A 21,959-nucleotide genomic window follows, 5' to 3' on the forward strand; every position below is an offset into this window, starting at 1 on the left:
AGGACTACACATTATATATATAGCAATAATCAAAAGAATTTCCTATACTTTTCTTATTACATTCCTTTTACTTGCTTTTTTCTAGCCCACTCCGTTTAAAACGCTTATAAGAACGATACTCATCAAGCTCTATTTCGATATTAGGTTCTATAAGCGAAACGTTATGAGGAAGAGTAAACTTCATATACTTTATATTTAAACCTCGTTCTATCCACTGCTTCTCATAATAGGTATGGATAGATAGTATTTCTAAGGTTTTATCATCTATCTTTTCTTCAGCCTCAGCCTTTTCGTTATGCTCATTACCATAAAGATCTTCGGTGCGATAAATCACAGGAAGGTTATTTGAACTTACCATGTAAGTAGTATATGTAAAAAGGAAGTTAGAATCGGTCTTTAGGTGTACAATCCCTCCATCTACCAAAAACTGCTTATAACGATTCATAAAAAAGGTAGACGTGAGCCGCTTATGTACGTTTTTCATCTGTGGATCAGAGAAGGTAAGCCATATTTCCTGCACTTCATCTTTAGCAAAAAATCTATCAATAAACTCTATACTCGTACGCAAGAAGGCTACATTGTCCAGCTCTTGCTCTAAGGCTTGTTTAGCTCCGGTATATATGCGTGCCCCTTTAATATCCACTCCTATAAAATTAATTTCAGGATATTTACAAGCTAACCCTACTGTATATTCTCCCTTTCCACAACCCAACTCTAAAACTATAGGATTATCATTATGGAAATATTGCTCGCGCCATTTACCTTTCATATCAAATGCGCCCTGACTAATCACACTAAAAGGGCATTGGAACACATTCTTAAAAGTCTCTAACGCTGCAAACTTTTCTAATTTTCCTTTACTCATGCTACAAAGATAATATTATTAATTAAGAAAAAAAATATTATAACCCCACTCTATATTGCTATTTCTCACATCAAAGAAACCTTAATCTTTTCACCCTTCTATGCTTAAAGGATTTTCTTTTTTAGGGGTTATTCCCAGTGTTTTTAGTGTTTCCAGCTTTCTAACAACATTTCCTTTACCTGAGTTTAGCTGTCCTTTTGCTTTCTCATAACGTGTCTTTAGCTGCTCTATACCTGTACCTATACTTATGAAAGTTTCGGCAAAAAGAGCAAACTTATCATAGAGATCATTCGACTGACGCAAAATCTCTTCTACATTTTTATTTAACCTATAGTTTTGCCACATGGTATGTGTGAGCTGAAGTGCCATAAGCAAATTGCTTGGCGATAAGATGATAATGTGCTTACGATAAGCATACTGAAGGATAGAAGGGTCCGTCTTTATAGCTGCGGAATATCCGCTTTCATAAGGCACAAACATTAAAACATACCCTATGCAGCCAGACACTAACACGTCATAATTCTTCGCAGCAAGCTCATCTACATGTGCCTTAACAGACTTTACGTGCTCTTTAAGATACCTTTCCTGCTCTTCCTTACTATCAGCCTTTATTGCCTCTTGGTATGCCGTGAGAGATACTTTCGCATCTATCACCGCCCGTTCATTATTAGGAAAAGCTATAATAGCATCAGGACGATAGTTGTTACCCTCTTCGTCTTTTACATTTTCCTGAAGAAAATATTGCTCGTTTTTCTTTAATCCGCAGTCCTCTAAAGTGCGTTCAAGAATCATCTCCCCCCAATCGCCTTGCATTTTAGAATCGCCTTTCAACGCTTTAGTAAGAGAAGCTGCATCGTTACCTATACTCTCGGTTTGCTTTTTAAGCTCTTCCACTGCTCTTTGTTGGTCTTCGCGCAACATCTCTATATTATGCCTTTGACCTTCCTGCAAACGCTTTATAGACTCCTCGAACACTGTACGAAGCTCCGTCTTAGTAGCTTCGCTTTCTTTATTACTTGTAGTAACGGTCTTACTAAACATCTCTAAACGCTCTTTAAGCGGATTAAGCACACTCTCTAAGCGTTCCTTGTCGGCAGAATTGAGCTTGTTTTGATGCTCTGTTAGCATTTTCTCTCCCATGTTGCGCACCTCTTCTTGCAAAAGCTTTAGCTTATTAGTATTTTCCTTTTGCAGCTCTTCTCTTAGAAGGGCAGCATGTTCTTGTTCTTGTTTTACACGCTCCTGAGTAGAGGCTTTTAACATGTTAATATTATTTTCTGCTGTTACCTGCTCTTGCTTTAAGCGCTCTTCAAAATACCTTTGCTGACTTTCCAGCCTTTCTTTTCCGCTCTTTCGCTCCATCTCTAACTGGTTTGCAGCCAAAGACAAGTCTGCCTTTACTTTCCCTAACTCTTTTGTGTGGTACACTTTAAGGATAAGGTACATCACTAATGCCCCTAAAAAGAAGGCTAAAACATAAAATATCAGCATAAAGAAAAAATCTAAATATACACGTTAATCTTGAAAATAAACTCTTTTTACACGATTGCTAACATTGGTAAGCACTTCGTAAGGTATAGTATCGAGTATATCGCTAAGCACTGTTACAGGAAGGTTTTTACCAAATATTTCTACCTGATCTCCTTCTTTACAATCTATCCCTGTTACATCTATCATAGCCACATCCATACATATATTGCCTACATACTCTGCTTTCTTACCATTTACTAAGCAATAGCCACGCCTGTTACCAAGATGCCTATTCAAACCGTCGGCATAACCTATTGGAATGGCTGCTATCATACTATCATGACTAATAACCCCTTTACGCGAATAGCCCACGGTGTCGCCTTTGGGAACGCTACGTATCTGTAAAATAGTGGTTTTAAGCTCTGAGATAGTATTAAAACACTTGTTGCTACGAGGATTAATGCCATAAAGACCTAAGCCTAACCTGCACATATCCATTTGTCTGTAAGGGAAATGCTCTATACCTGCAGAGTTGTCCATATGGAAAAGTATCTTATGAGGAAAAGCTCCCTGCAGCTTATCTGCCCCCTGCTTAAACAAAGCAAACTGCTGTGAAGAGAAATCGTCAAAGCTATCGCTGTCAGAACCTACAAAATGGGAGAAAACAGAGCGTGGTATTATAGCACTTTGCTTTTGTAAGCGATGAATAAGCTCGTCTATATCCTTCACAGGATCGAACCCTAAACGATGCATACCCGTATCTATCTTTATATGAACGGGAAAGCCTGTTATACCCTCTTTCTCGGCTGCTTTTATCAAAGCCTCTAACAAACGAAAGCTATATACCTCTGGCTCAAGGTCGAAATCGAAGAGAGTTTTAAACGAAGACATCTCCGGATTCATTATCATTACGTTGTTAGTAATGCCATTCTTACGCAGGGTAACTCCCTCATCAGCCACCGCTACGGCAAGATAGTCTACACGATGATCCTGTAATGTCTTGGCTATCTCTACCGAGCCTGCTCCGTAGGCATCGGCTTTTATCATACAAACAAGTTTTGTCTGGGGCTTCATTAAAGAGCGATACCAGTTTAGATTATCTACAATAGCATTTAGATTAACCTCTAATACTGTTTCATGCACCTTGTTTACAAGCATCTCAGTAAGCTGTTCAAAACCAAAGCAACGAGCACCTTTTAACAAAATCACCTCGTCGTGCATCTGCCTAAAAGCATCACTACTTAGAAATCCTCCCACTGTGGTAAAGAAGCACTTCTCCTTAATATTATTAAAAGCCTTACGCTGGCAGATAAGTGTCTCGCCTATACCGATAAACTTTTCCACACCTCTTTTTTCTGCTAACGAGGCTACACGCCTGTAAAGAGCCTCATCGTCTTCTGCACTTTGAAGAATATCGCTCAGCACTAATGTGCGTTTACGGCCTTTATGGTCTGGCCTGCGATTCATAAAATCGAGTGCTATATCGAGCGAGTTGATATCAGAATTGTACGAATCGTTAATAAGCGTGCAGCCACGTTGCCCTTCTTTTACCTCAAGGCGCATTGCTACAGGTTCTAAAAGAGGCATACGAGCCTTTAACACTTCTTTTTTAACGCCTAAATATAAGCATAAAGCCAGGCAGGTAATAGAATCGTATATACTGGCATCGTCTATAAAAGGAATGGTATAACTATCTTCCTTCTCTTGCTTCCATATATAAGCAATGGTAGTGGAAAGCTCCGACTTTTTTATATCCTTTATAAACAAGCTAACACTGGCGTCTTTTACAGACCACCCTAACCCCTTACCTTTAAAAGAAAGAGTATCTACACAGCTTCTTATCAGCTTGTCATCATAAGGATATACCAACACATCAACATCGGTAAATAAGCGTAGCTTTTCTCGGCATTTCTCTTCCATGCTCACAAAATTCTCTTGATGAGCATCACCAAGACTCGTCAGTACACCTATCGTGGGCTTAATAATATTGCGAAGCACCTCCATCTCGCCCTTTTTGCTAATGCCTGCCTCAAATATGCCCACCTGCGTTTGCTCATTAAGCAGCCATACCGACAAAGGTACACCTATCTGCGAATTGTAACTGCGAGGAGAGCGGGTAACTCTCTTTGAAAACGAAAGCAACTGATATAACCACTCTTTTACTACCGTCTTACCATTAGAACCTGTAACCCCTACTATAGGGATATGAAACTCGTCTCTATGACAAGCTGCCAAACGTTGCAAAGCCCTCTTAGAAGAAGATACCTTTAAGAAGCTGGCTTGACTATAGAGCTTTTCCCACTCACAAGGAAGCTCCTCTACCACAAAGAAACGAACGCCACGAGCATAAAGCTCCGAAATGTAATTATGACCATCGCCACGCTCTGTTCGTAAAGCAAAAAACAAAGTCTCTTCAGGAAAGCAAAGCGAACGGCTATCCGTTAATAAAAAACTAACACTTCCCTCTCTTCCACCATATATCTCTACTCCTAACAAAGAAGCTATTTTCTCTATACTATAACTCATTTCTGTTACAATTATATTTTTCTCTTTACACCTGCCTCTACCACTTAAAACAAGTATTAACGTGTGCAAAGGTAATGAAAATATAAAATTGCCAATATAAGTAATACTTATTTTTTAGTTTTCTTCGCACACTGCGGACAAACTCCCCTTACCACATAGTTAGCCCCCGTTACCTCAAAACCTGCAGGAATATTAACCTCCGGAATAGGCACATTATACAAACAAAAAGTGTGCTGGCAATATTCACAATAAAAATGTACATGCACATCATCGTCCTTCTCACTATTATGACGCAAACACAGCTCGTATGCTGTCATGCCATTTTCCTGCTGTAGCTGATGCACTAAATGGTGCTTTTTAAACAAAGTAAGGGAACGGAAAATATTCGATTTGTCTATAGTATGCAAGCGATGCTCAAAATCTTTTATCGACAAAGGCTCATTACTCTTTGATAAGGTCTGGGCTATGAGTATCCTATTGGCTGTAACACGAATATTATGACCTGATAACAAACTTTCTATATCCTCCTTTTCCATATACAACATTTGGCTTATAAAAAAGCACTCCCCCTCTATATAAAAAGAAAAAGACGCTCTTAAATACTACAAAAAGTAAAATAAAACACTGCAAATATAATATAAAACTTTAAAAAAACAATAGAAAACAAAAAATAATGATAGATAAAAACTCACAAAACGCACCACTTATACATTATAAAATATAAGACTTATAACACTAATAAAAGATGTGTAACTATAAAAAATAAATTATTTTTGATTCATTTTTAACCTATTTTTATTATAAAAATAAATTATTTTTGTTTTCTATAGATGGCCTTTATCACTGCTTTTACACATGTTTTACGTCTTAAGATGTCACCCATAATATGTTTTATCTATGCTTTTTTAGAAAAAATATTGGTGTTTTATGACTTTTATCACAAAAAAATGATTAATTTTGCGGATATGAAAAATTAAACGGATATGGATCTTGAGGTACTAACTGCAGTATCACCCATAGATGGTAGATACAGAAACAAAACAGAACAACTATCTAAGTATTTCTCTGAATATGCTCTCATACGCTATAGAGTGCGTGTAGAAATAGAGTATTTTATAGCTTTATGCGAAATGCCGCTACCCCAGCTAAAGAGTTTCGATAATGCTCTTTTTGACACTTTGCGCGACATTTATCGCAATTTTACCCTTTCTCAAGCACAGCGTGTAAAAGACATAGAGAGCAAAACTAATCACGACGTAAAGGCTGTTGAATATTTTATAAAAGAAGAGTTTGACAAAATAGGTGGATTAGAAGTTTATAAAGAATTTATCCATTTTGGTTTGACCTCACAAGACATTAACAACACCAGTGTGCCCCTATCTGTAAAAGAAGCACTTGAGCAGGTATACTATCCCCTTGTGGAGGAATTAATAGCTCAAACAGAAGCCTACGCCAAAGAATGGAAAGATGTGCCCATGCTTGCAAAGACACATGGGCAGCCTGCATCGCCTACACGCTTAGGAAAAGAGATAGAAGTCTTTGCATATAGGCTTAAAGAGCAGCTATCTACGCTAAAGAGTTGCAAGCACACAGCTAAGTTTGGCGGTGCTACGGGCAATTTTAATGCACATCATGTAGCATATCCTGCCTACGACTGGAAGGCTTTTGCCGACAAGTTTGTAAGCCAAAAGCTATCCTTAGAGCGTGAAAAGCTTACCACACAGATAAGCAATTACGACCACTTGGGCAGCATATTTGATGCAATAAAGCGGATAAACACCATTATTATAGACCTTGACAGAGATATGTGGCTATACATCTCTATGGAATATTTTAAACAAAAGATAAAAGCTGGCGAAGTGGGTTCCAGTGCTATGCCACATAAAGTGAACCCTATAGACTTTGAGAACAGTGAAGGCAACCTCGGTTTGTCTAACGCCATATTAGAGTTTATTGCACAAAAGCTGCCCGTGAGCAGGTTACAACGCGACCTTACCGACTCTACCGTCTTACGAAACATAGGCGTACCCCTTGGCCATAGCCTCATAGCCATTCAGAGTACGCTTAAAGGGCTACGAAAGCTTATCCTTAATAAGGAAAAGATAGAAGAGGACCTCGACAACACATGGGCTGTAGTGGCTGAAGCTATACAAACCATATTACGCCGAGAGGCTTATCCTAACCCTTATGAAGCATTAAAAAAGCTCACACGCACTAACACAAAGATGACCGCAGAAACAATACATCATTTTATAGATACTTTAGACGTTAATGAAGAGGTGAAAAAAGAGCTAAGAGCCATAACACCTCACAACTATACAGGCTTATAAGATAAGAGCACAACAAAACATAAAAAACAAAATATCACAACAAAAAACAAGTAAAACAAAGTAATGAGCCGGGAGGCACTTTTAAAAGCAACAAAAGAAATACTATGGTAGAAGAATTTGAGAAAGATGATGCTCGTAAAGAGAAAGAAGAAGTAAGCCGAGAAGGCTACTCTGCAACAGAACAAAGCAATTATAGCAAAGGTAATCAGCCTACATCTCAGGGAAGACCACAACGCCCACGTATCCATTCGCAGCGTGCTTATAGCTCCAGCAATGTTAAAGAACAGCCTACGGGTGGCTTCCGCCCCGAAGGGTTTGGCTCGGCTTTAAGCTCTGCAAGCGGCGATCACGAGGCGCGGCGAGGAGGTTACCGCCCACGCTATAGCAACAACTATGGTGGAGGCTATCAGCAGCGTGAGGGCTACCACGCACAAGGTCAAAGCTCATACCGCCCACGCTACAGTGCTAACGACGGTGATACCCAAAGCCAAGCAGGCTATCAGCAGCGTGAGGGTGGTTATCAGCAGCGCAGGAGCTATCAGGCGCAGGGAGGTTATCAGCCCCGCCAGCAAGGCTCATACCGTCCACGCTATAACAGCAACGGCGAGAATGGCTATCAGCAGGCAGACGCTTACCGTCCTCGATACAGCTCTCACCAACAAGCAGAAGAAGGATTTGACGGAAAGTATCAACAAAGCGAAGGCGGATATAGCAGCTCTCGCGGTGGCTACCAGCAGCGTTATGGAAGCTATACACAGCCTCGACAAAACGGATATAATAACCACGGCGGCTATCAGCAGGGGCAAACCTCTTACAGAGGTCATGGCGGGTATAACAACTCACGCCGCAGCTATGGACAACAAAACAGCTATAGCCAAGGACGTTATCGCCAACGCACAGCCGACTATGACCCTAATGCAAAATATTCGCTAAAGAAACGCATAGAATATAACGAAGAGCACACCGACCCTACAGAGCCTTTGCGCTTAAACAAATATCTTGCTAACGCAGGGGTATGCTCACGCCGAGAGGCTGACAACTACATCTCTTCTGGGCAAATAACGGTAAATGGTGAGGTAGTAACCGAACTGGGAACTAAGATTCTACGCACTGACGAGATAAAGTTTAAGGGGCAAACAGTGTCGTTAGAAAAGAAAGTATATCTACTTCTTAACAAGCCTAAGGACTATGTTACCACAAGCGACGATCCACAACAGCGTAAAAAGGTAGTAGATCTCGTTAAAGACGCATGCCCTGAACGCATTTATCCCGTTGGACGTCTTGACCGTAACACCACAGGAGTATTACTATTTACTAACGATGGCGACCTTGCAAGCAAGCTCACACACCCTAAGTTTTTAAAGAAAAAAGTATATCACGTCTTCCTTGACAAGCCTGTTGCTGCCAACGACCTTCAGAAAATAGCAGAAGGAATAATGCTTGAAGACGGCGAGATAAAGGCAGACGCCATAGAATATGCTTCCCCTGACGACCTATCACAGGTAGGCATAGAGATACATAGCGGCAAGAACCGCATTGTACGCCGTATCTTTGAGAGTTTAGGCTATAGAGTGGTAAAGCTCGACCGCGTGATGTTTGCCGGACTAACCAAAAAGAATGTTAGGCGCGGCGACTGGCGTTTCCTCACACAGAAAGAAGTGGAAATGCTACGTATGGGAGCTTTCGAATAATAAGAAAAACTATTCTTCTGGTGATATTTCCTTATATCACCAGACTTTTTACATATGCAGCTAAGCTGCAACATATCACTATACATTATAACATAAATGAAAAGAACTAAAATAGTAGATGCTTTATCCTGTACCAATTTTGGAAAAGATATTGTAGTAAAAGGATGGGTTAGGTCTCATCGTAGTAGTAAGGCTGTCGACTTTATAGCACTTAACGATGGCTCTACTATTAAGAACATACAAGTGGTAGTAAACCCCTCGTCTATAGATGAGGAAACATTAAAAAGTATTACTACCGGAGCCTGCATTGGCGTTACAGGCACTTTAGTGGAAAGCATGGGAAAGGGGCAAACCTCAGAAGTGCAATGCAAAAACATTGAAGTGTACGGAACTTGCCCCAGTGACTACCCTATGCAAAAGAAAGGACAGAGCTTTGAGTATATGCGTAAATATGGGCATATGCGCCTACGCACAAATACCTTCGGGGCAGTGTTCAGAATACGCCATAACATGGCTATTGCTATACACCGCTATTTTCATGAGCATGGCTTCTATTATTTCCACACACCACTCATAACAGGGAGCGACGCCGAAGGAGCTGGTAACATGTTTCAGGTTACTACATTAGACTTAGACCGTATAGCTAAAAGCGGTAAGGTGGAATATGAACAAGACTTTTTTGGAAAGCGCACACACCTCACCGTGTCAGGACAGCTTGAAGGAGAGCTCGGAGCTACTGCCTTGGGAGCTATATACACCTTTGGTCCTACCTTTAGAGCAGAAAACTCTAATACACCACGCCACTTAGCAGAGTTCTGGATGGTAGAGCCAGAAGTGGCTTTCATAGACCTTCCCGAGCTAATGGATCTTGAAGAGGACTTCATAAAATACTGCGTGCGCTGGGCTTTAGAGCACTGTAAGGACGATCTCGACTTCCTTAACAAGATGATAGACCACACCTTAATAGACCGTTTAGAGGGAGTTTTAAAGGAAGACTTTGTACGCCTGTCGTACACCGAGGGCTTTAACATCTTAAAAGAAGCACAAGAGAAGGGTGTTAAGTTTGAGTTCCCCGTTACTACATGGGGCATGGATCTTAGCAGCGAGCATGAACGCTACCTTGTAGAAGACCATTTTAAGCGCCCCGTAATAATGAGCAATTACCCTGCCGAAATAAAGTCGTTCTACATGAAAAAGAACGAAGACGGCAAGACTATGCAGGGCACAGACGTGCTCTTCCCACGCATAGGCGAGATAATAGGAGGCTCTATACGTGAAGAAAGCTACGATAAGCTGTTACAAGAAATAGAGCAGCGAGGCATGAAAGCAGAGCAATACTCATGGTATCTTGACACCCGTAAGTATGGCACTTGCCCACATGGCGGTTTCGGACTGGGCTTTGAGCGCCTCATACTCTTCGTTACAGGTATGCAAAACATACGCGACGTGATACCTTTTGCACGTACACCAAAGAACGCAGAGTTTTAAAAAAACTCTTCAGAAAACAACTAAAGGGCTAAAATCCAATACAGGATATTAGCCCTTTACTATTATTATTTGCTAAAAAGAATATTTCCCTTACATGTAATCCTTATATGAAACTACAATAAAATAAATATACCTTAATTCCGCAACACTATTATAAATTAAACTTTTTAAGTAACTGAGCAACAAAAAGTTGCTCAGAATTTTACCATGTCATAATTTTCACTTATTTTAGTGTTGCAAAAAAAACAAGAAAATCCGACGATAGACATGGCGAAGATACAAATTAAACCTGATAGACTCACTCCTTTGGGGGGGTTATTTTCAATCATAGAGAAATCAGATATGGGTAAGACCTACAATTTCAATACGGCTGACACTCTCAATACTTTATTGCTCAATTGTATATTTGCATCTGGCCAACTGAAAGAGGGTGAGATATATGATGTTTATTTCGACCACCAGTTCATAGAGACAGAGAAGTATGATGTAAAGCCTACGTACAAGAAGTTCCTTGGTTATCGCCCTGGAGTGGCGGTTATTGGCAATTTGATAGTCGGTATAGAGAATAACGATGGTAACACAAATGTTCGTTTCCATCAGAAGGACACGCTGAAGAGATTCTTTGAGAGATTTGAACAGAATAGGCTCACTATCAATCGCTTCAGGGCTGATTGTAGATCATGTTCCGAGGAAATCGTGGAGGAAATAGAAAAACACTGCAAGTCCTTCTATATCCGTGCTAACCGCTGCAGTTCGATCTACAATGATACCTTTGCTCTCAAAGGCTGGAAAACTGAGGAAATCAATGGCATTGAGTTTGAATTGAACTCTATCCTTGTTGAGAAGTGGAAAGGTAAGACATATCGACTTGTGATTCAAAGACAGAAACAGATGGATGGTGTGCAGGATTTTTGAGAAGGAGAATACACATACCGTTGTATCCTGACTAACGACTATGATTCTTCCGTAAGAGAAATTGTCGAGTTCTATAACCTTTGTGGCGGAAAAAAACGTATCTTCGATGATATGAACAATGGTTTCGGGTGGGACAGATTGTCTAAATCCTTCATGGCAGAGAACACAGTGTTCCTTCTTCTTACAGCACTTATACGTAACTTTTAAGGCCATCATTCAAAGACTTGACGTAAAGAAGTTCGGACTCAATGCAACAAGTCGCATAAAAGCGTTTGTCTTCAAGTTTAGCTCTGTACCAGCCAAGTGAATCAGGACATCAAGGCAATATGTGCTGAATATCTATACCTGTAATAATGCCTACGCAGATTTTTCCAAACTGATTTTGGATAATACATACAACTTATGGGAATGATATTGTGTATTGCCTCAAGTCACATTGTGGGGTAAGGGGATATTGCAGGCAGAGGTTGGTGCTTCAAGTTCAAATTATCTGCAAATTCAGTAATGAGAGGACGTGTAAACGCAATAAGGACGTTCAAGGGCTTAGTTGCGGATTTGAGGGTATAGTATTATTTTCTGTAAAAAATATCTTATTTTGTTTGCTGATTGTTATAAAAGTGATTATTTTTGCAAATAATTACTTTTAAAAATAAAATTCAATGGATTATAGTTTTGATAATAAGCAAGAGTTTATGGGAACATCTTTGAATGATAACTCTGCAAATAGTATTCCTCCCAAAAATAATTTAGCTTTAGCTATTTTTACAACAGCATGCTGCTGCTTACCATTGGGTATTTATGCAATCATTCTTTCAAACAAGGTTAATACTTGTTTTTCTTTGGGGCAATATGAAGCAGCAGAGAGATATGCCAACGATGCAAAGAAATGGAGTGTAATAGGTATAATTGTAGGTTTGATTTGTCAAATTATTTATGCAAGTATATTTTTATTAAATAGATAACAAATTTGATTTTTAAGTATAAGCGTTTAGTCTTTATTTGTGTTATATTTGCAGTTATAGGAGGATATTTGTTTCTTGTAAATCCTGTTAGTTATTGGTTTACTCCCAAATGTCCTGTCAAATTGCTTACTGGCTTTAATTGTCCTGCTTGTGGTATACAGCGTTTTTTTCATGCGTTATTACATGGCAATATTATGAAAGCCTTTGCTTATAATTACTATCTGGCTTATACTTTGCCATACATGTCGCTGTTTATAATCTGTTGGGTTATGAAAGAAGGTAAATATAAGAAACGACTTGGTTATATAATAGAGAATAGACATGCTGTATGGTTTTACGTTATTAGTTTTTTTGCATGGTTTATAATTAGGAATATTTTACATATTTAATATATATAGAAATGGATAAAAATCTTATAGAACAACTCATTTTATTTAATAGTGATAAGCTGCCAAGAGAAAGTTTGCCCTATCTTCAAAATATGCTTATAGATATGGATACTCAAATTGTCCAGATGCGTTTTGCTTCTTTTAAAGATCCCATGACAGCTTTATTAATTTCTATTTTTGTTGGAACTTTTGGAGTAGATCGTTTTTATACCGGCGATATAGGGTTAGGCATATTAAAATTTATCACATGTGGAGGTTTTGGTATTTGGTGGCTTTATGATCTTTTTGTAATTATGGATATTGTTCGTAAAAAAAATTATCAAATATTAGTATCTGGTATAAGTTATTAAAATAAATATTACAGCTTTAGTATTGCCGTGAGTATTAAAGCTGTGCTGTAGCTGTTGAATATTTTATGTTCACAAGCTAAGATATAGTTATTTGCGGCTTATACACCCATCTAAAGACTTTTAAATATTTATGGGTTTTGCAATTCATCTTTATAGAAAAGGAGGGCTTTTATTGTTATTTGTTCAGCTTCTTCTATAGAGCAATGAAGTTTGCCTCCAGCTGCATCAGCATGTCCCCCACCATTAAAAAATTTAGTAGCCATAGGTTGGCAATGAAATCCGTTTGATGATCGAAGACTTACAAGCACAAGGTTTGATTTTTCTGTATCTTCACGTAATGAAATGCTTATTTTAAGTCCTTTTATTAGCTGAGGGATATTAACGACTCCCTCTAAATCGCCTTTTGTAAAACGAAACCTTTGAAGATCACCTTTTGTTACTGTAAAATAGCTGGCATGCAAATTTTCTATATAATTCATTTTATTTAAAATGATATGAGAGCGTAGACGCAGAGCTTGCTCTGAATAATTATGAAATACTTTATTATATATCTCATCTTTATCTATGCCCTTTTGTAGAAGCATACTTATTATAGTGAATATTTCTGGACGATTAGAGTTATACGTAAAGCCTCCAGTATCGGTCATCATGCCACAATATATACATTCTGCACATGCTTTAGTCATAGCCTCATAACCGCCTAATTGGCAGATAAGATTGAATATTATCTCAGATGTACTAGATAGGTGTGTAAACGAGGCTTTAATAAGATAATTACCTTGTGGATGTAAATGATGATCTATGAGTATGATAGGAGCTTGGCAAGATTCTAATATTGCCTGCATTTCGTCTGTGCGTGAGCTCTGTCCAAAATCGAGGTAGAAAACAAGATCTGATTTGTTAAAAGCTTCTTTCATTAGTACAGCCTGCTTATCATAGCGTAGAGTATCGTTAAAGCCAGGAAGCCAGTGCAGAAAGTCGGGCGCAGCATCAGGGTAGCAAACTTTTACATTTTGCTTCCCATGCTGTTCCAAAAAGTTTTTCCATGCAAGAGTAGAACCTATGGCATCGCCATCGGGAGATTTATGAGCACAGATAACAATGTTGTTTTTTTTAGAGAGAACTTCTTTTAAAAGAGAAATCTCTTGTTTATTTAATAATTCAAACATCTTATATTAAATAGATAAATAAAATGCTATCATGATTTTCTTATATGTTTTAAAGTTCATGATTATAATTAAAATAGCTTATTAGGATAGATGCCTGCTTTTACTAAAGATTGTATTTTTGTTACAACATTTTCACGGTCTTCAGGGTAGGTTACACCAAACCAAGAACTTGTAGTATCAAGAACTTTTACTGTTGCAGTGCCATCTTTTATAAGTTTGTTAACCATTAGAGGAATAAAAAACTCAGATTTTTTGTTTTCTAAATTTTTGGGGTCATTTAAAAAATCTTTAAAATAGCTTTCACTATATTCAAAATAATCAGGAGTAAATCCCCATACATTCATTGAAACAGGAGTATCGTCATCTGTAACAACCCATTTCCCTTCGTCGTCAATATATTGAACTTTCCCTTCTCGACGTTCTATTTTTGTACGCTCTACCACGTCAACAAGGAGCTTTTCTGTGTTAGTTGTGCAAATGCCTCGTGATACAGTTCCATTTTCACTTAAAGTATTGCCTACGCGAAACCCTACCATAGCATATTTGTTTTTAGAATTATTTGGAAGATTTGCTAAAAAGTTTCCAATAACTCTAAAGCTATCTCTGTTATAAAAATCATCACAGTTGATAACGCAAAAAGGCTCTTTAATAACATTTTTAGCCATAAGTACAGCATGGTTAGTACCCCAAGGCTTTTCTCTACCTTCTGGTACAGAATATCCTTCAGGCAGATTATCTATACTTTGGAAGACTATTTCTGTAGGAATATGATCTTCATACTTAGATAAAACTTTTTTACGGAATTGGTCTTCAAAATCTTTTCGGATTACGAAAACTATCTTGCCGAAACCAGCTTGAATAGCATCATAAATAGAATAATCCATTATTGTCTCACCATTTGGACCTAAACCGTCAAGCTGTTTTAACCCTCCGTAACGGCTGCCCATTCCTGCAGCTAAAAGTAATAATGTTGGTTTCATTTATTTTCTAATTTATATATTGTAATGCAAAGATAAGAAAAAGAAAGGGTAATAGATTATTTTAGTTATCTTTTTTATGGTTTCTCTATATAATGAAAACTAAATATAAGTTAATAGAATAAAGATAAACTATAAACAAAGTTCTCTTTCACTTGTGAAAAACATATATTTTCAAGCTATCACATCGTTGAGGACAACCGTTATACTAATTACTTTTACCAAAGAGGATCTGACAGCTTTATAAAAAGTAGTTTCTAATGGTAAGCAAATTAAAGAATATTAATATAAGATAAATGTAATACCAAAGGGATATAGTTGGGACTTAGAGTTCTTAAGTGAAATTATTTTCCTTACGGTTATAAGCGTAGTTGCATTTTGAAGTTGAATCTGTTATCATAAAAAAATAAGAAAAATTTTGGAGGTTTAATAGTATTGTAGTACCTTTGCATTCGCAAAAGCAAAAAGCACCCTTAGCTCAGTTGGTAGAGCAACTGACTCTTAATCAGTGGGTCTAGGGTTCGAATCCCTAAGGGTGTACATTTTTGCTTCAGGTATAGATACTTTTTGTTTTTAGCACCCTTAGCTCAGTTGGTAGAGCAACTGACTCTTAATCAGTGGGTCTAGGGTTCGAATCCCTAAGGGTGTACAAAAGAGAAACTTGTGAGAGTTTCTCTTTTTTTTTATAAAGATATTGAATGATTTTTTAAAAAGGTAATCCTACTGCAAAATGAAAGGTTAGATCTCTTTTTAATATAGGGTGCCAAAGAGCATAATGTTCTGATAATGTGTTGTAAGCAGGGTTAATAGCTTTCATACCTGCATCTAAGCGAAGAATAAAAAAATTGAAATTAAAACGTATGCCTAATCCATAGCTAACAGCTATTTGTTTGTAAAATTTATTAATTTCAAATTGCCCACCATTTTGTTCTTTATAATTTCTGATAGTCCATATATTTCCCGCGTCAATGAATGCAGCACCATCTAATTTCCATAATAAGTGTGTGCGATATTCGGCATTAAGGTCTAATTTTATGTCTCCTGTCTGATTGATGAAGTCAATGCGCCCATCTGATTTTTTAAAGTTTCCTGGTCCTAATTCTCTTACGCTCCATCCACGCACAGAGTTTGCACCTCCTGCAAAATAACGTTTTTCAAAAGGTAGTATTTTACTATTACTATATGGATAAGCAATACCAATATCGGCATGTAGTGCTAAAGAATTGTTTTTATCAAATAAATAAAGGTAAGTATAATCAAGGTCGAACTTTACATATTGTGCATACGCTATTTTTATAAATTTCTTTTGTCCATCATTGTTACGTTGGAAATTGAATATACCGCTTACAGCGTCTAACAAGTTGCCTGCCGTTTCTATTCTCGCTTTTAAAGAATGTATTAATGTTTTATAATTTATATCTATACCTGAACTCATTATAAATAAATCTCTATAATTATATTTTAAGATAGCATTACGATTAGAAATATTATAGAGATAGTCTTGTTTGAAAGTTTTGCTAATCCACGGCATATATACATAGCTCAACTTAAAGACGTCAAGGTTGTAAGATAGTTGTTTTGTAATGGTAGACCAGTTATATTTTAATCCTGATGAAAAAACTCGGCGATGAAATTCTGGACGGTTCTGAAAGTCCCAGCTTATAATAAACTCAGTAGTTGCACTACTTTTTCGTCGAAAGCTCTTACTTGTAAAAGGAGCTAATAGGCGAGGAAAAAGCATACTTCCTTTAATGCTGTAATCTTCATAGTTTTTATCAGAATAGCCCTCTAACCCTTTAATAGCTTCAAAAGCTCCACGCAATTCTATTTCAAGCTTTTCGCTACCCTTAAACAAGTTTCTGTTTTGGTATGATAATGTAGCAGCAGCCCCTAAGTCGCCCGCAGTATTTGTACCTTCAGGTTGGAGAGAAATAGTATTAGGCTTGTTATTTAATATTTGTATATCAGCGTCTAAGTAGCGAATGTTAGATGTTTTATATAAAAACTTTTTGCCTATAACTAAACTATCAATATGTGGACTTTCTTTAAAATTTATATTTGTATATCGGATAGATCCAAGACGAGCAAAGTTATTATATGTCTTTTGTAAATCAGAAGCAGAAAAATATTTACCTTTTTCAAACAGAATATTATCCGCAAGTACACCTCTTCGCAAATTAATCCCATTAGAATCTGCTGGAATAATATTAATATTATTAATAATATAACGTGGGTGTATTGATGTTTTTTTATAGTTATTATCGTAATATGGCATTAGATGAAGGGTTATGTTAATAAGTTTTGTTTTACTTATAGAGTCGGCAGTGTAGTAAATAAATTCTTTATGAAAATGGTAAAACCCAGAGTCGTTTAATATTTGTGTTAGCCGTTTACGTTCCGCATCAAGCGAAGATACAGTAAAAGGCATACGACTGTTTTTATAAAAGCTTTTATTTAAGTGAGATGATAATATTTTAGCTATTATAGAATCTTGAATATCGTAAGAAAAGTTATTTATCATATAAGGCTCTCCCGGTGATAAGTTGTAAATGGCAGTGAGCTTTTTACCTCTTATATGCTTATTAAAAGTTACTTTAGCATTTATGTAGCCCATGTTTTGCATGGCTTTTATAAGGTCCTTAATAGATAATTTTGCTTGAAGCGAATCGTATAAAACAGGTTTTTCTCCTATCTTCTTTAAAGTACGGTTAATCCATTTTGTAGTATCTTTACCTGATAAAGAATAGGTTTTTAAAGGCATTTTAAATAAAGAAAACCATTTAGAATTGCCTTTTTGCCTGATATATTGTTCTAACAAGCTCGTGTCAAGTGTTTTAACATCTGACTTTAGCCTAACCTTGTCTAATAAATATTCATTGTTTGGTACAAACTTATCTGAAGAGCAACCTTCTAAGAAAAAGGTTATTAAGACAGCAAAGATTAGATGAAGTTTGCTGCATTTATTTACTGTCAACATTATATATCTATACATAATTTGTACAAAGATAGTAAAAAAACAAGATGTATTTTAAGCAAGCGGATATTTTTTTGTATATTTGCCATGTGGTTTCAAAAAATAAAATAAAGATTTATAGTTCGCTTGGAACTAAGAAAGGACGAGAAAAATCATGTCTTTTTATAGCTGAAGGTCCAAAGGTAGTAGACGATTTGTTGCAAGCAGGATTTGAAGCTGAAGATATTTTTGAAGATATTGAGGATATAAAAAAAATATCATTTTTACAACATCCTCAATCAAAGTTAGGCGTTTTTAAGTTGAGACAGAATCATTATTCTTTAAATGATGTGTTAGGCTTGTTCTCTACACAAAAATTGTCTTTAGCTTTAGATGGTATTCAAGATCCAGGTAATATGGGAACAATTATTCGTATAGCCGATTGGTTTGGTATAGAAAACATTTATTGTTCTATAGATACTGTCGATTGTTGGAGCCCAAAGGTGGTGCAAGCTACAATGGGAAGTATAGCACGGGTAAATATTTATTATATTAACTTGCCTGCTTTTATCGATAAAGTGCCTAATGATTGCCCTATTTATACTACCCTGCTTACAGGCTGTAATATTTATAATCAAAAGCTTTCACAAAACGGAATCATAGTAATGGGGAACGAGGGTAAAGGTATATCAGAGGAGTTAAGGCAAAAAGTGAATAAGAGCCTTTATATTCCTAATTATTCTTTAAAGGAATCTTCAGCAGAATCGCTTAACGTTGCTGTTGCTACTGCTATTATATGTGCAGAATTTAGACGCAATAGAAATTAAACACTTTAAAAGGTTTATAATAATGAAACAATTGCAGGAAATCGTTCGCACGCATATATTGAAACTTAGAAGCGAAATAACGCCTCTATATAATCATCTTTCAGGACATTCTAAGCATATTCTTCTCAATTCTAATGAAAGTCCTTACAATAAGCCATATAATCGTTATCCTGACCCTTTACAAGAAAGGTTAAAAGCTGAAATATCAAAGATAAAAGCAGTCCCGGTAGAAAAAATATTACTTACAAACGGAGAAGATGAAGCCATAGATATGTGTTATCGCCTTTTTTGTGAGCCAAATATAGATAATGTTGTTTCAATAGCTCCTACATATATTATGTATAAAGAGCGTGCAGCTATAAACAATGTAGAATATAGAGCAGTGCCGCTTGAAAATAATTACCTATTATCTGCTAATAAGTTATTGAAAGTATGCGATAAAAACACAAAAATTATTTGGTTATGTTCTCCTAATAATCCTACAGGTAATAATCTGATAATAGAGGAGATAGAACAGCTCTTGGCTGTGTTTAAGGGCATTGTTGTTATTGATGAGGCTTACTCTGATTTTTCTAAACACCCAGTGTTTAGGCATAGGTTGGAAGAGTACCCAAACTTGATAGTTTTAAATACGTTTTCTAACGTATGGGGCTGTGCAGGTATAAGTTTAGGTATGGCGTTTGCTAATGAGAACATAATAAGTTTGTTTAATAAGATAAAGTTGCCATACAATATAAGTATGTTAACGCAGAATAAGGCGTTGGAAATCTTATCTCGTCGTTTTGATATTGAAGATTGGTTAAAAATATTACTTTTAGAGCGTAATAGGGTGATGAGATCTTTTGCAGAGTTGCCTTTTTGCGAGAGAGTATATCCTTCTGATGCGAATTTCTTTTTAGCAAAGGTTGATAATGCAGAGTCTGTCTATAGTTTTCTTCTTTCTAAAGGTATAGTTGTATATATGGAAAAGCAATGTACTAACTCTTTACGTATAACTATAGGAACTAAGAGCGAAAATAATGAGCTTATAGGAGCTTTAAGACAATTTAAATGATTTTGAAAAATAGGTAAACTTTAAAAAATTTATTTCTAATAAAAACATAAAAAACAATGGATAATAAAAACATCAATATAGTAGCATTAGATTGTTTTACTGTCAATCCTGGTGATTTGTCATGGGAAGAGATAAAGCAGTTTGGTAACTTAACCATTTATCAGTGTTCTACACCAAAAGAAGTTATATGTAGGGCAAAAGATGCTGATATAATATTAACTAATAAAGTAAGCATTAATAGAGAGGTTATAGCTTCACTCCCAAATCTTAAATATATAGGAGAGATGGCTACTGGCTACAATAATATAGATATAGAAGCATGCAAGGAGCGAGGCATTACCGTTTGTAACATTCCTGCTTATAGTACAGACAGTGTAGCACAGATGGTATTTGCTCATTTACTTAACATAGCAATGATGCCAGATTATTATTCTTCTGAAACAAGGCTTGGAAAGTGGAGTAGTAAAAAGGACTTTTGTTATTGGGACACTCCTCTTATGGAGCTTTCTAATAAGACTTTAGGTATTGTTGGTTTAGGAAATATTGGTAAAAAAGTGGCTGAAATAGCACATGCGTTTGGTATGGACGTTAATGCGTTTACAAGCAAGCCAAGCAGTCTGCTGCCTGATAATATTCGTAAGACTACATTAGAAGGACTGTTTGCTACGTCCGATGTCGTTACGCTTCATTGTCCATTAAACGATTCTACTTATAAGATGATAAATGCCGAAACTCTTGCAATGATGCATCAAGGTACTATTCTTATAAACACTGGCAGAGGCGGGCTTATAGACGAAGATGCTGTAGCTAATGCGCTTGAAAGCCAGCATCTTAGAGCTTATTGTGCAGATGTTATGACACAAGAGCCCCCAGAGGCTAACAACAGGTTAATAAAAGCCCCACACGCTTATATAACGCCACATATAGCATGGGCTACTTTAGAAGCTCGCCGCCGCCTTATGAAAATAGCTGTAGAAAATATAAGAAAATATCTTGAAGGAAAACCTCAAAATATAATTAACAAGTAAGTGTAACATATCTTCTTAAAATCATGATAATATACAACGATCAGCACTTGGTAGCCACTCTACAACATTTATTAGAGTTTTTAGGTACTTTTGCGTTCGCTATATCAGGAATACGTCATGCTGCTGCAAAACATTTTGATTGGTTTGGAGGGTATGTTTGTGGGGTAGCTGTTGCCATAGGTGGTGGAACTATACGCGATTTGATGTTAGGGGTAACACCGTTTTGGATGCAGAATGAAGAGTATCTTCTATGTACAGGGCTTGCCCTTGTGTTTGTTATTCTTTTTCATCGTCTGATCCATCGTCTTAATAACGCATGGTTTGTGTTCGATACCTTAGGGCTTGCGCTTTTTACTTTGGCTGGTATGCAAAAAACGTTAGCTATGGGATACCCTTTTTGGGTTGCAATCACAATGGGGTGTATGACAGGCGTTGCAGGTGGTGTTATTCGTGATGTTCTGCTTAATAACTTACCTGTGATTTTTCGAAAAGAAATATATGCTATGGCAAGTGTTGCAGGAGGGTGTATATATTGGCTACTTTATGAAATAGGTGTTAATTTGGCTATTACTACTATTATAGCATTCTTATCTGTATGTATAATCCGTTTCTTAGCAGTGTTTTATGGGGTTTCATTGCCCACGCTAACAAGTGAGGATGAAAAAAAATAAGGAAAAAGTTTGGCAGTCTTGTAAAAAAGCTATACCTTTGCAAGCGAAATAAAGAAACAACGCGTTTTTCTTTTATTTCTCAAGTAGGTTCTGTAGCTCAACTGAATAGAGCACTTGACTACGGATCAAGAGGTTGTGGGTTTGAATCCCGCCAGAATCACTTTCTTTTTTAACGCTTAGGAGCGATATAAAGACATGTAACACCTAAGTAGTATCATACAAGGCTTTTAATTATTAAAAGCCTTTTTTGTTTTATACGCTGATTTTCTAAACTACATTAAGTGATAGAATACT

At 36.8% G+C, this 21,959-nt stretch carries 17 protein-coding genes, 3 tRNA genes and 1 pseudogene; 14 read left to right on the forward strand and 7 right to left on the reverse strand.

Features of this window, described 5'->3' with window-relative positions; translation table 11 throughout:
- Positions 1 to 67: 67 nt before the first annotated feature.
- From trmB to HMPREF9018_RS04140, 4 genes are all read right to left on the reverse strand, one after another.
- Positions 68 to 865 carry a tRNA (guanosine(46)-N7)-methyltransferase TrmB gene (trmB, locus tag HMPREF9018_RS04125; protein ID WP_008448544.1) on the reverse strand — a complete coding sequence of 266 codons (798 nt, stop codon included), beginning with the start codon at positions 863 to 865 and terminating at the stop codon, positions 68 to 70.
- Positions 866 to 955: 90 nt separating this feature from the next.
- The gene (rmuC, locus tag HMPREF9018_RS04130) at positions 956 to 2,356 is read right to left on the reverse strand and encodes a DNA recombination protein RmuC (RefSeq protein ID WP_008448548.1); all 1,401 of its coding nucleotides are present in this window, start codon (positions 2,354 to 2,356) and stop codon (positions 956 to 958) included.
- A gap of 24 nt (positions 2,357 to 2,380) precedes the next feature.
- On the reverse strand, positions 2,381 to 4,861 hold the full coding sequence (locus HMPREF9018_RS04135; RefSeq protein WP_039864358.1) for a bifunctional UDP-N-acetylmuramoyl-tripeptide:D-alanyl-D-alanine ligase/alanine racemase: 2,481 nt from the start codon (positions 4,859 to 4,861) through the stop codon (positions 2,381 to 2,383).
- A 107-nt stretch (positions 4,862 to 4,968) separates the two neighbouring features.
- A complete protein-coding gene (locus HMPREF9018_RS04140; protein WP_039864360.1) occupies positions 4,969 to 5,397 on the reverse strand; it encodes a Fur family transcriptional regulator in 429 nt (142 codons plus the stop codon).
- A 447-nt stretch (positions 5,398 to 5,844) separates the two neighbouring features.
- Here HMPREF9018_RS04140 and purB point away from each other — a divergent pair, with 447 nt between their 5' ends.
- The 7 genes and pseudogenes from purB to HMPREF9018_RS04175 all read left to right on the forward strand — a co-directional run bounded on the left by purB (position 5,845) and on the right by HMPREF9018_RS04175 (position 12,986).
- Positions 5,845 to 7,191, forward strand: coding sequence for an adenylosuccinate lyase (purB, locus tag HMPREF9018_RS04145; RefSeq protein WP_008448551.1), 1,347 nt, complete (start codon positions 5,845 to 5,847; stop codon positions 7,189 to 7,191).
- Positions 7,192 to 7,295: 104 nt separating this feature from the next.
- The gene (locus HMPREF9018_RS04150; protein ID WP_008448569.1) at positions 7,296 to 8,882 is read left to right on the forward strand and encodes a pseudouridine synthase; all 1,587 of its coding nucleotides are present in this window, start codon (positions 7,296 to 7,298) and stop codon (positions 8,880 to 8,882) included.
- A gap of 96 nt (positions 8,883 to 8,978) precedes the next feature.
- Entirely contained in the window at positions 8,979 to 10,370 is a 1,392-nt protein-coding gene (gene asnS, locus HMPREF9018_RS04155) for an asparagine--tRNA ligase (protein WP_008448567.1), read from the forward strand.
- A gap of 336 nt (positions 10,371 to 10,706) precedes the next feature.
- Positions 10,707 to 11,675 (forward strand): annotated as a pseudogene (locus HMPREF9018_RS10660) (IS1380 family transposase); the annotation flags it as partial.
- A gap of 269 nt (positions 11,676 to 11,944) precedes the next feature.
- Positions 11,945 to 12,247 (forward strand): CD225/dispanin family protein, encoded by a 303-nt coding sequence (locus HMPREF9018_RS04165; protein WP_008448565.1) that lies wholly within the window; start codon positions 11,945 to 11,947, stop codon positions 12,245 to 12,247.
- Between the two features lie 5 nt (positions 12,248 to 12,252).
- On the forward strand, positions 12,253 to 12,636 hold the full coding sequence (locus HMPREF9018_RS04170) for a DUF2752 domain-containing protein (RefSeq protein WP_039864364.1): 384 nt from the start codon (positions 12,253 to 12,255) through the stop codon (positions 12,634 to 12,636).
- 11 nt (positions 12,637 to 12,647) lie between these two features.
- Entirely contained in the window at positions 12,648 to 12,986 is a 339-nt protein-coding gene (locus tag HMPREF9018_RS04175; RefSeq protein WP_008448554.1) for a TM2 domain-containing protein, read from the forward strand.
- A 128-nt stretch (positions 12,987 to 13,114) separates the two neighbouring features.
- On the opposite strand, the gene HMPREF9018_RS04180 is transcribed toward HMPREF9018_RS04175, so the two are convergent.
- Positions 13,115 to 14,155: a DHH family phosphoesterase gene (locus tag HMPREF9018_RS04180; protein WP_008448556.1), complete on the reverse strand. Its 1,041-nt coding sequence runs from the start codon at positions 14,153 to 14,155 to the stop codon at positions 13,115 to 13,117.
- Between the two features lie 68 nt (positions 14,156 to 14,223).
- A complete protein-coding gene (locus tag HMPREF9018_RS04185) occupies positions 14,224 to 15,135 on the reverse strand; it encodes a glycosyltransferase family protein (RefSeq protein ID WP_008448546.1) in 912 nt (303 codons plus the stop codon).
- Positions 15,136 to 15,599: 464 nt separating this feature from the next.
- On the opposite strand from HMPREF9018_RS04185, the gene HMPREF9018_RS04190 reads away from it, so the two are divergent.
- Together HMPREF9018_RS04190 and HMPREF9018_RS04195 are read left to right on the forward strand one after the other, a co-directional pair.
- Positions 15,600 to 15,672, forward strand: a tRNA-Lys gene (locus HMPREF9018_RS04190).
- A gap of 36 nt (positions 15,673 to 15,708) precedes the next feature.
- A tRNA-Lys gene (locus HMPREF9018_RS04195) sits at positions 15,709 to 15,781 on the forward strand.
- A 57-nt stretch (positions 15,782 to 15,838) separates the two neighbouring features.
- Here the strand turns inward: HMPREF9018_RS04195 and tamL are convergent.
- Entirely contained in the window at positions 15,839 to 18,109 is a 2,271-nt protein-coding gene (tamL, locus tag HMPREF9018_RS04200) for a translocation and assembly module lipoprotein TamL (RefSeq protein ID WP_008448558.1), read from the reverse strand.
- Between the two features lie 44 nt (positions 18,110 to 18,153).
- Here tamL and HMPREF9018_RS04205 point away from each other — a divergent pair, with 44 nt between their 5' ends.
- The 5 genes from HMPREF9018_RS04205 (at position 18,154) to HMPREF9018_RS04225 (ending at position 21,825) form a co-directional block, all read left to right on the forward strand.
- Positions 18,154 to 18,912 (forward strand): RNA methyltransferase, encoded by a 759-nt coding sequence (locus tag HMPREF9018_RS04205; protein WP_008448566.1) that lies wholly within the window; start codon positions 18,154 to 18,156, stop codon positions 18,910 to 18,912.
- Positions 18,913 to 18,934: 22 nt separating this feature from the next.
- On the forward strand, positions 18,935 to 19,966 hold the full coding sequence (hisC, locus tag HMPREF9018_RS04210; RefSeq protein ID WP_008448549.1) for a histidinol-phosphate transaminase: 1,032 nt from the start codon (positions 18,935 to 18,937) through the stop codon (positions 19,964 to 19,966).
- A gap of 71 nt (positions 19,967 to 20,037) precedes the next feature.
- Positions 20,038 to 20,994 carry a D-2-hydroxyacid dehydrogenase gene (locus tag HMPREF9018_RS04215; protein WP_039864369.1) on the forward strand — a complete coding sequence of 319 codons (957 nt, stop codon included), beginning with the start codon at positions 20,038 to 20,040 and terminating at the stop codon, positions 20,992 to 20,994.
- Between the two features lie 23 nt (positions 20,995 to 21,017).
- Positions 21,018 to 21,665: a trimeric intracellular cation channel family protein gene (locus tag HMPREF9018_RS04220; RefSeq protein ID WP_008448574.1), complete on the forward strand. Its 648-nt coding sequence runs from the start codon at positions 21,018 to 21,020 to the stop codon at positions 21,663 to 21,665.
- Positions 21,666 to 21,751: 86 nt separating this feature from the next.
- A tRNA-Arg gene (locus HMPREF9018_RS04225) sits at positions 21,752 to 21,825 on the forward strand.
- Positions 21,826 to 21,959 lie beyond the last annotated feature (134 nt).

Origin of the sequence: Prevotella amnii CRIS 21A-A (assembly GCF_000177355.1) — a bacterium.
Classification (GTDB): Bacteria; Bacteroidota; Bacteroidia; order Bacteroidales; family Bacteroidaceae; genus Prevotella; species Prevotella amnii.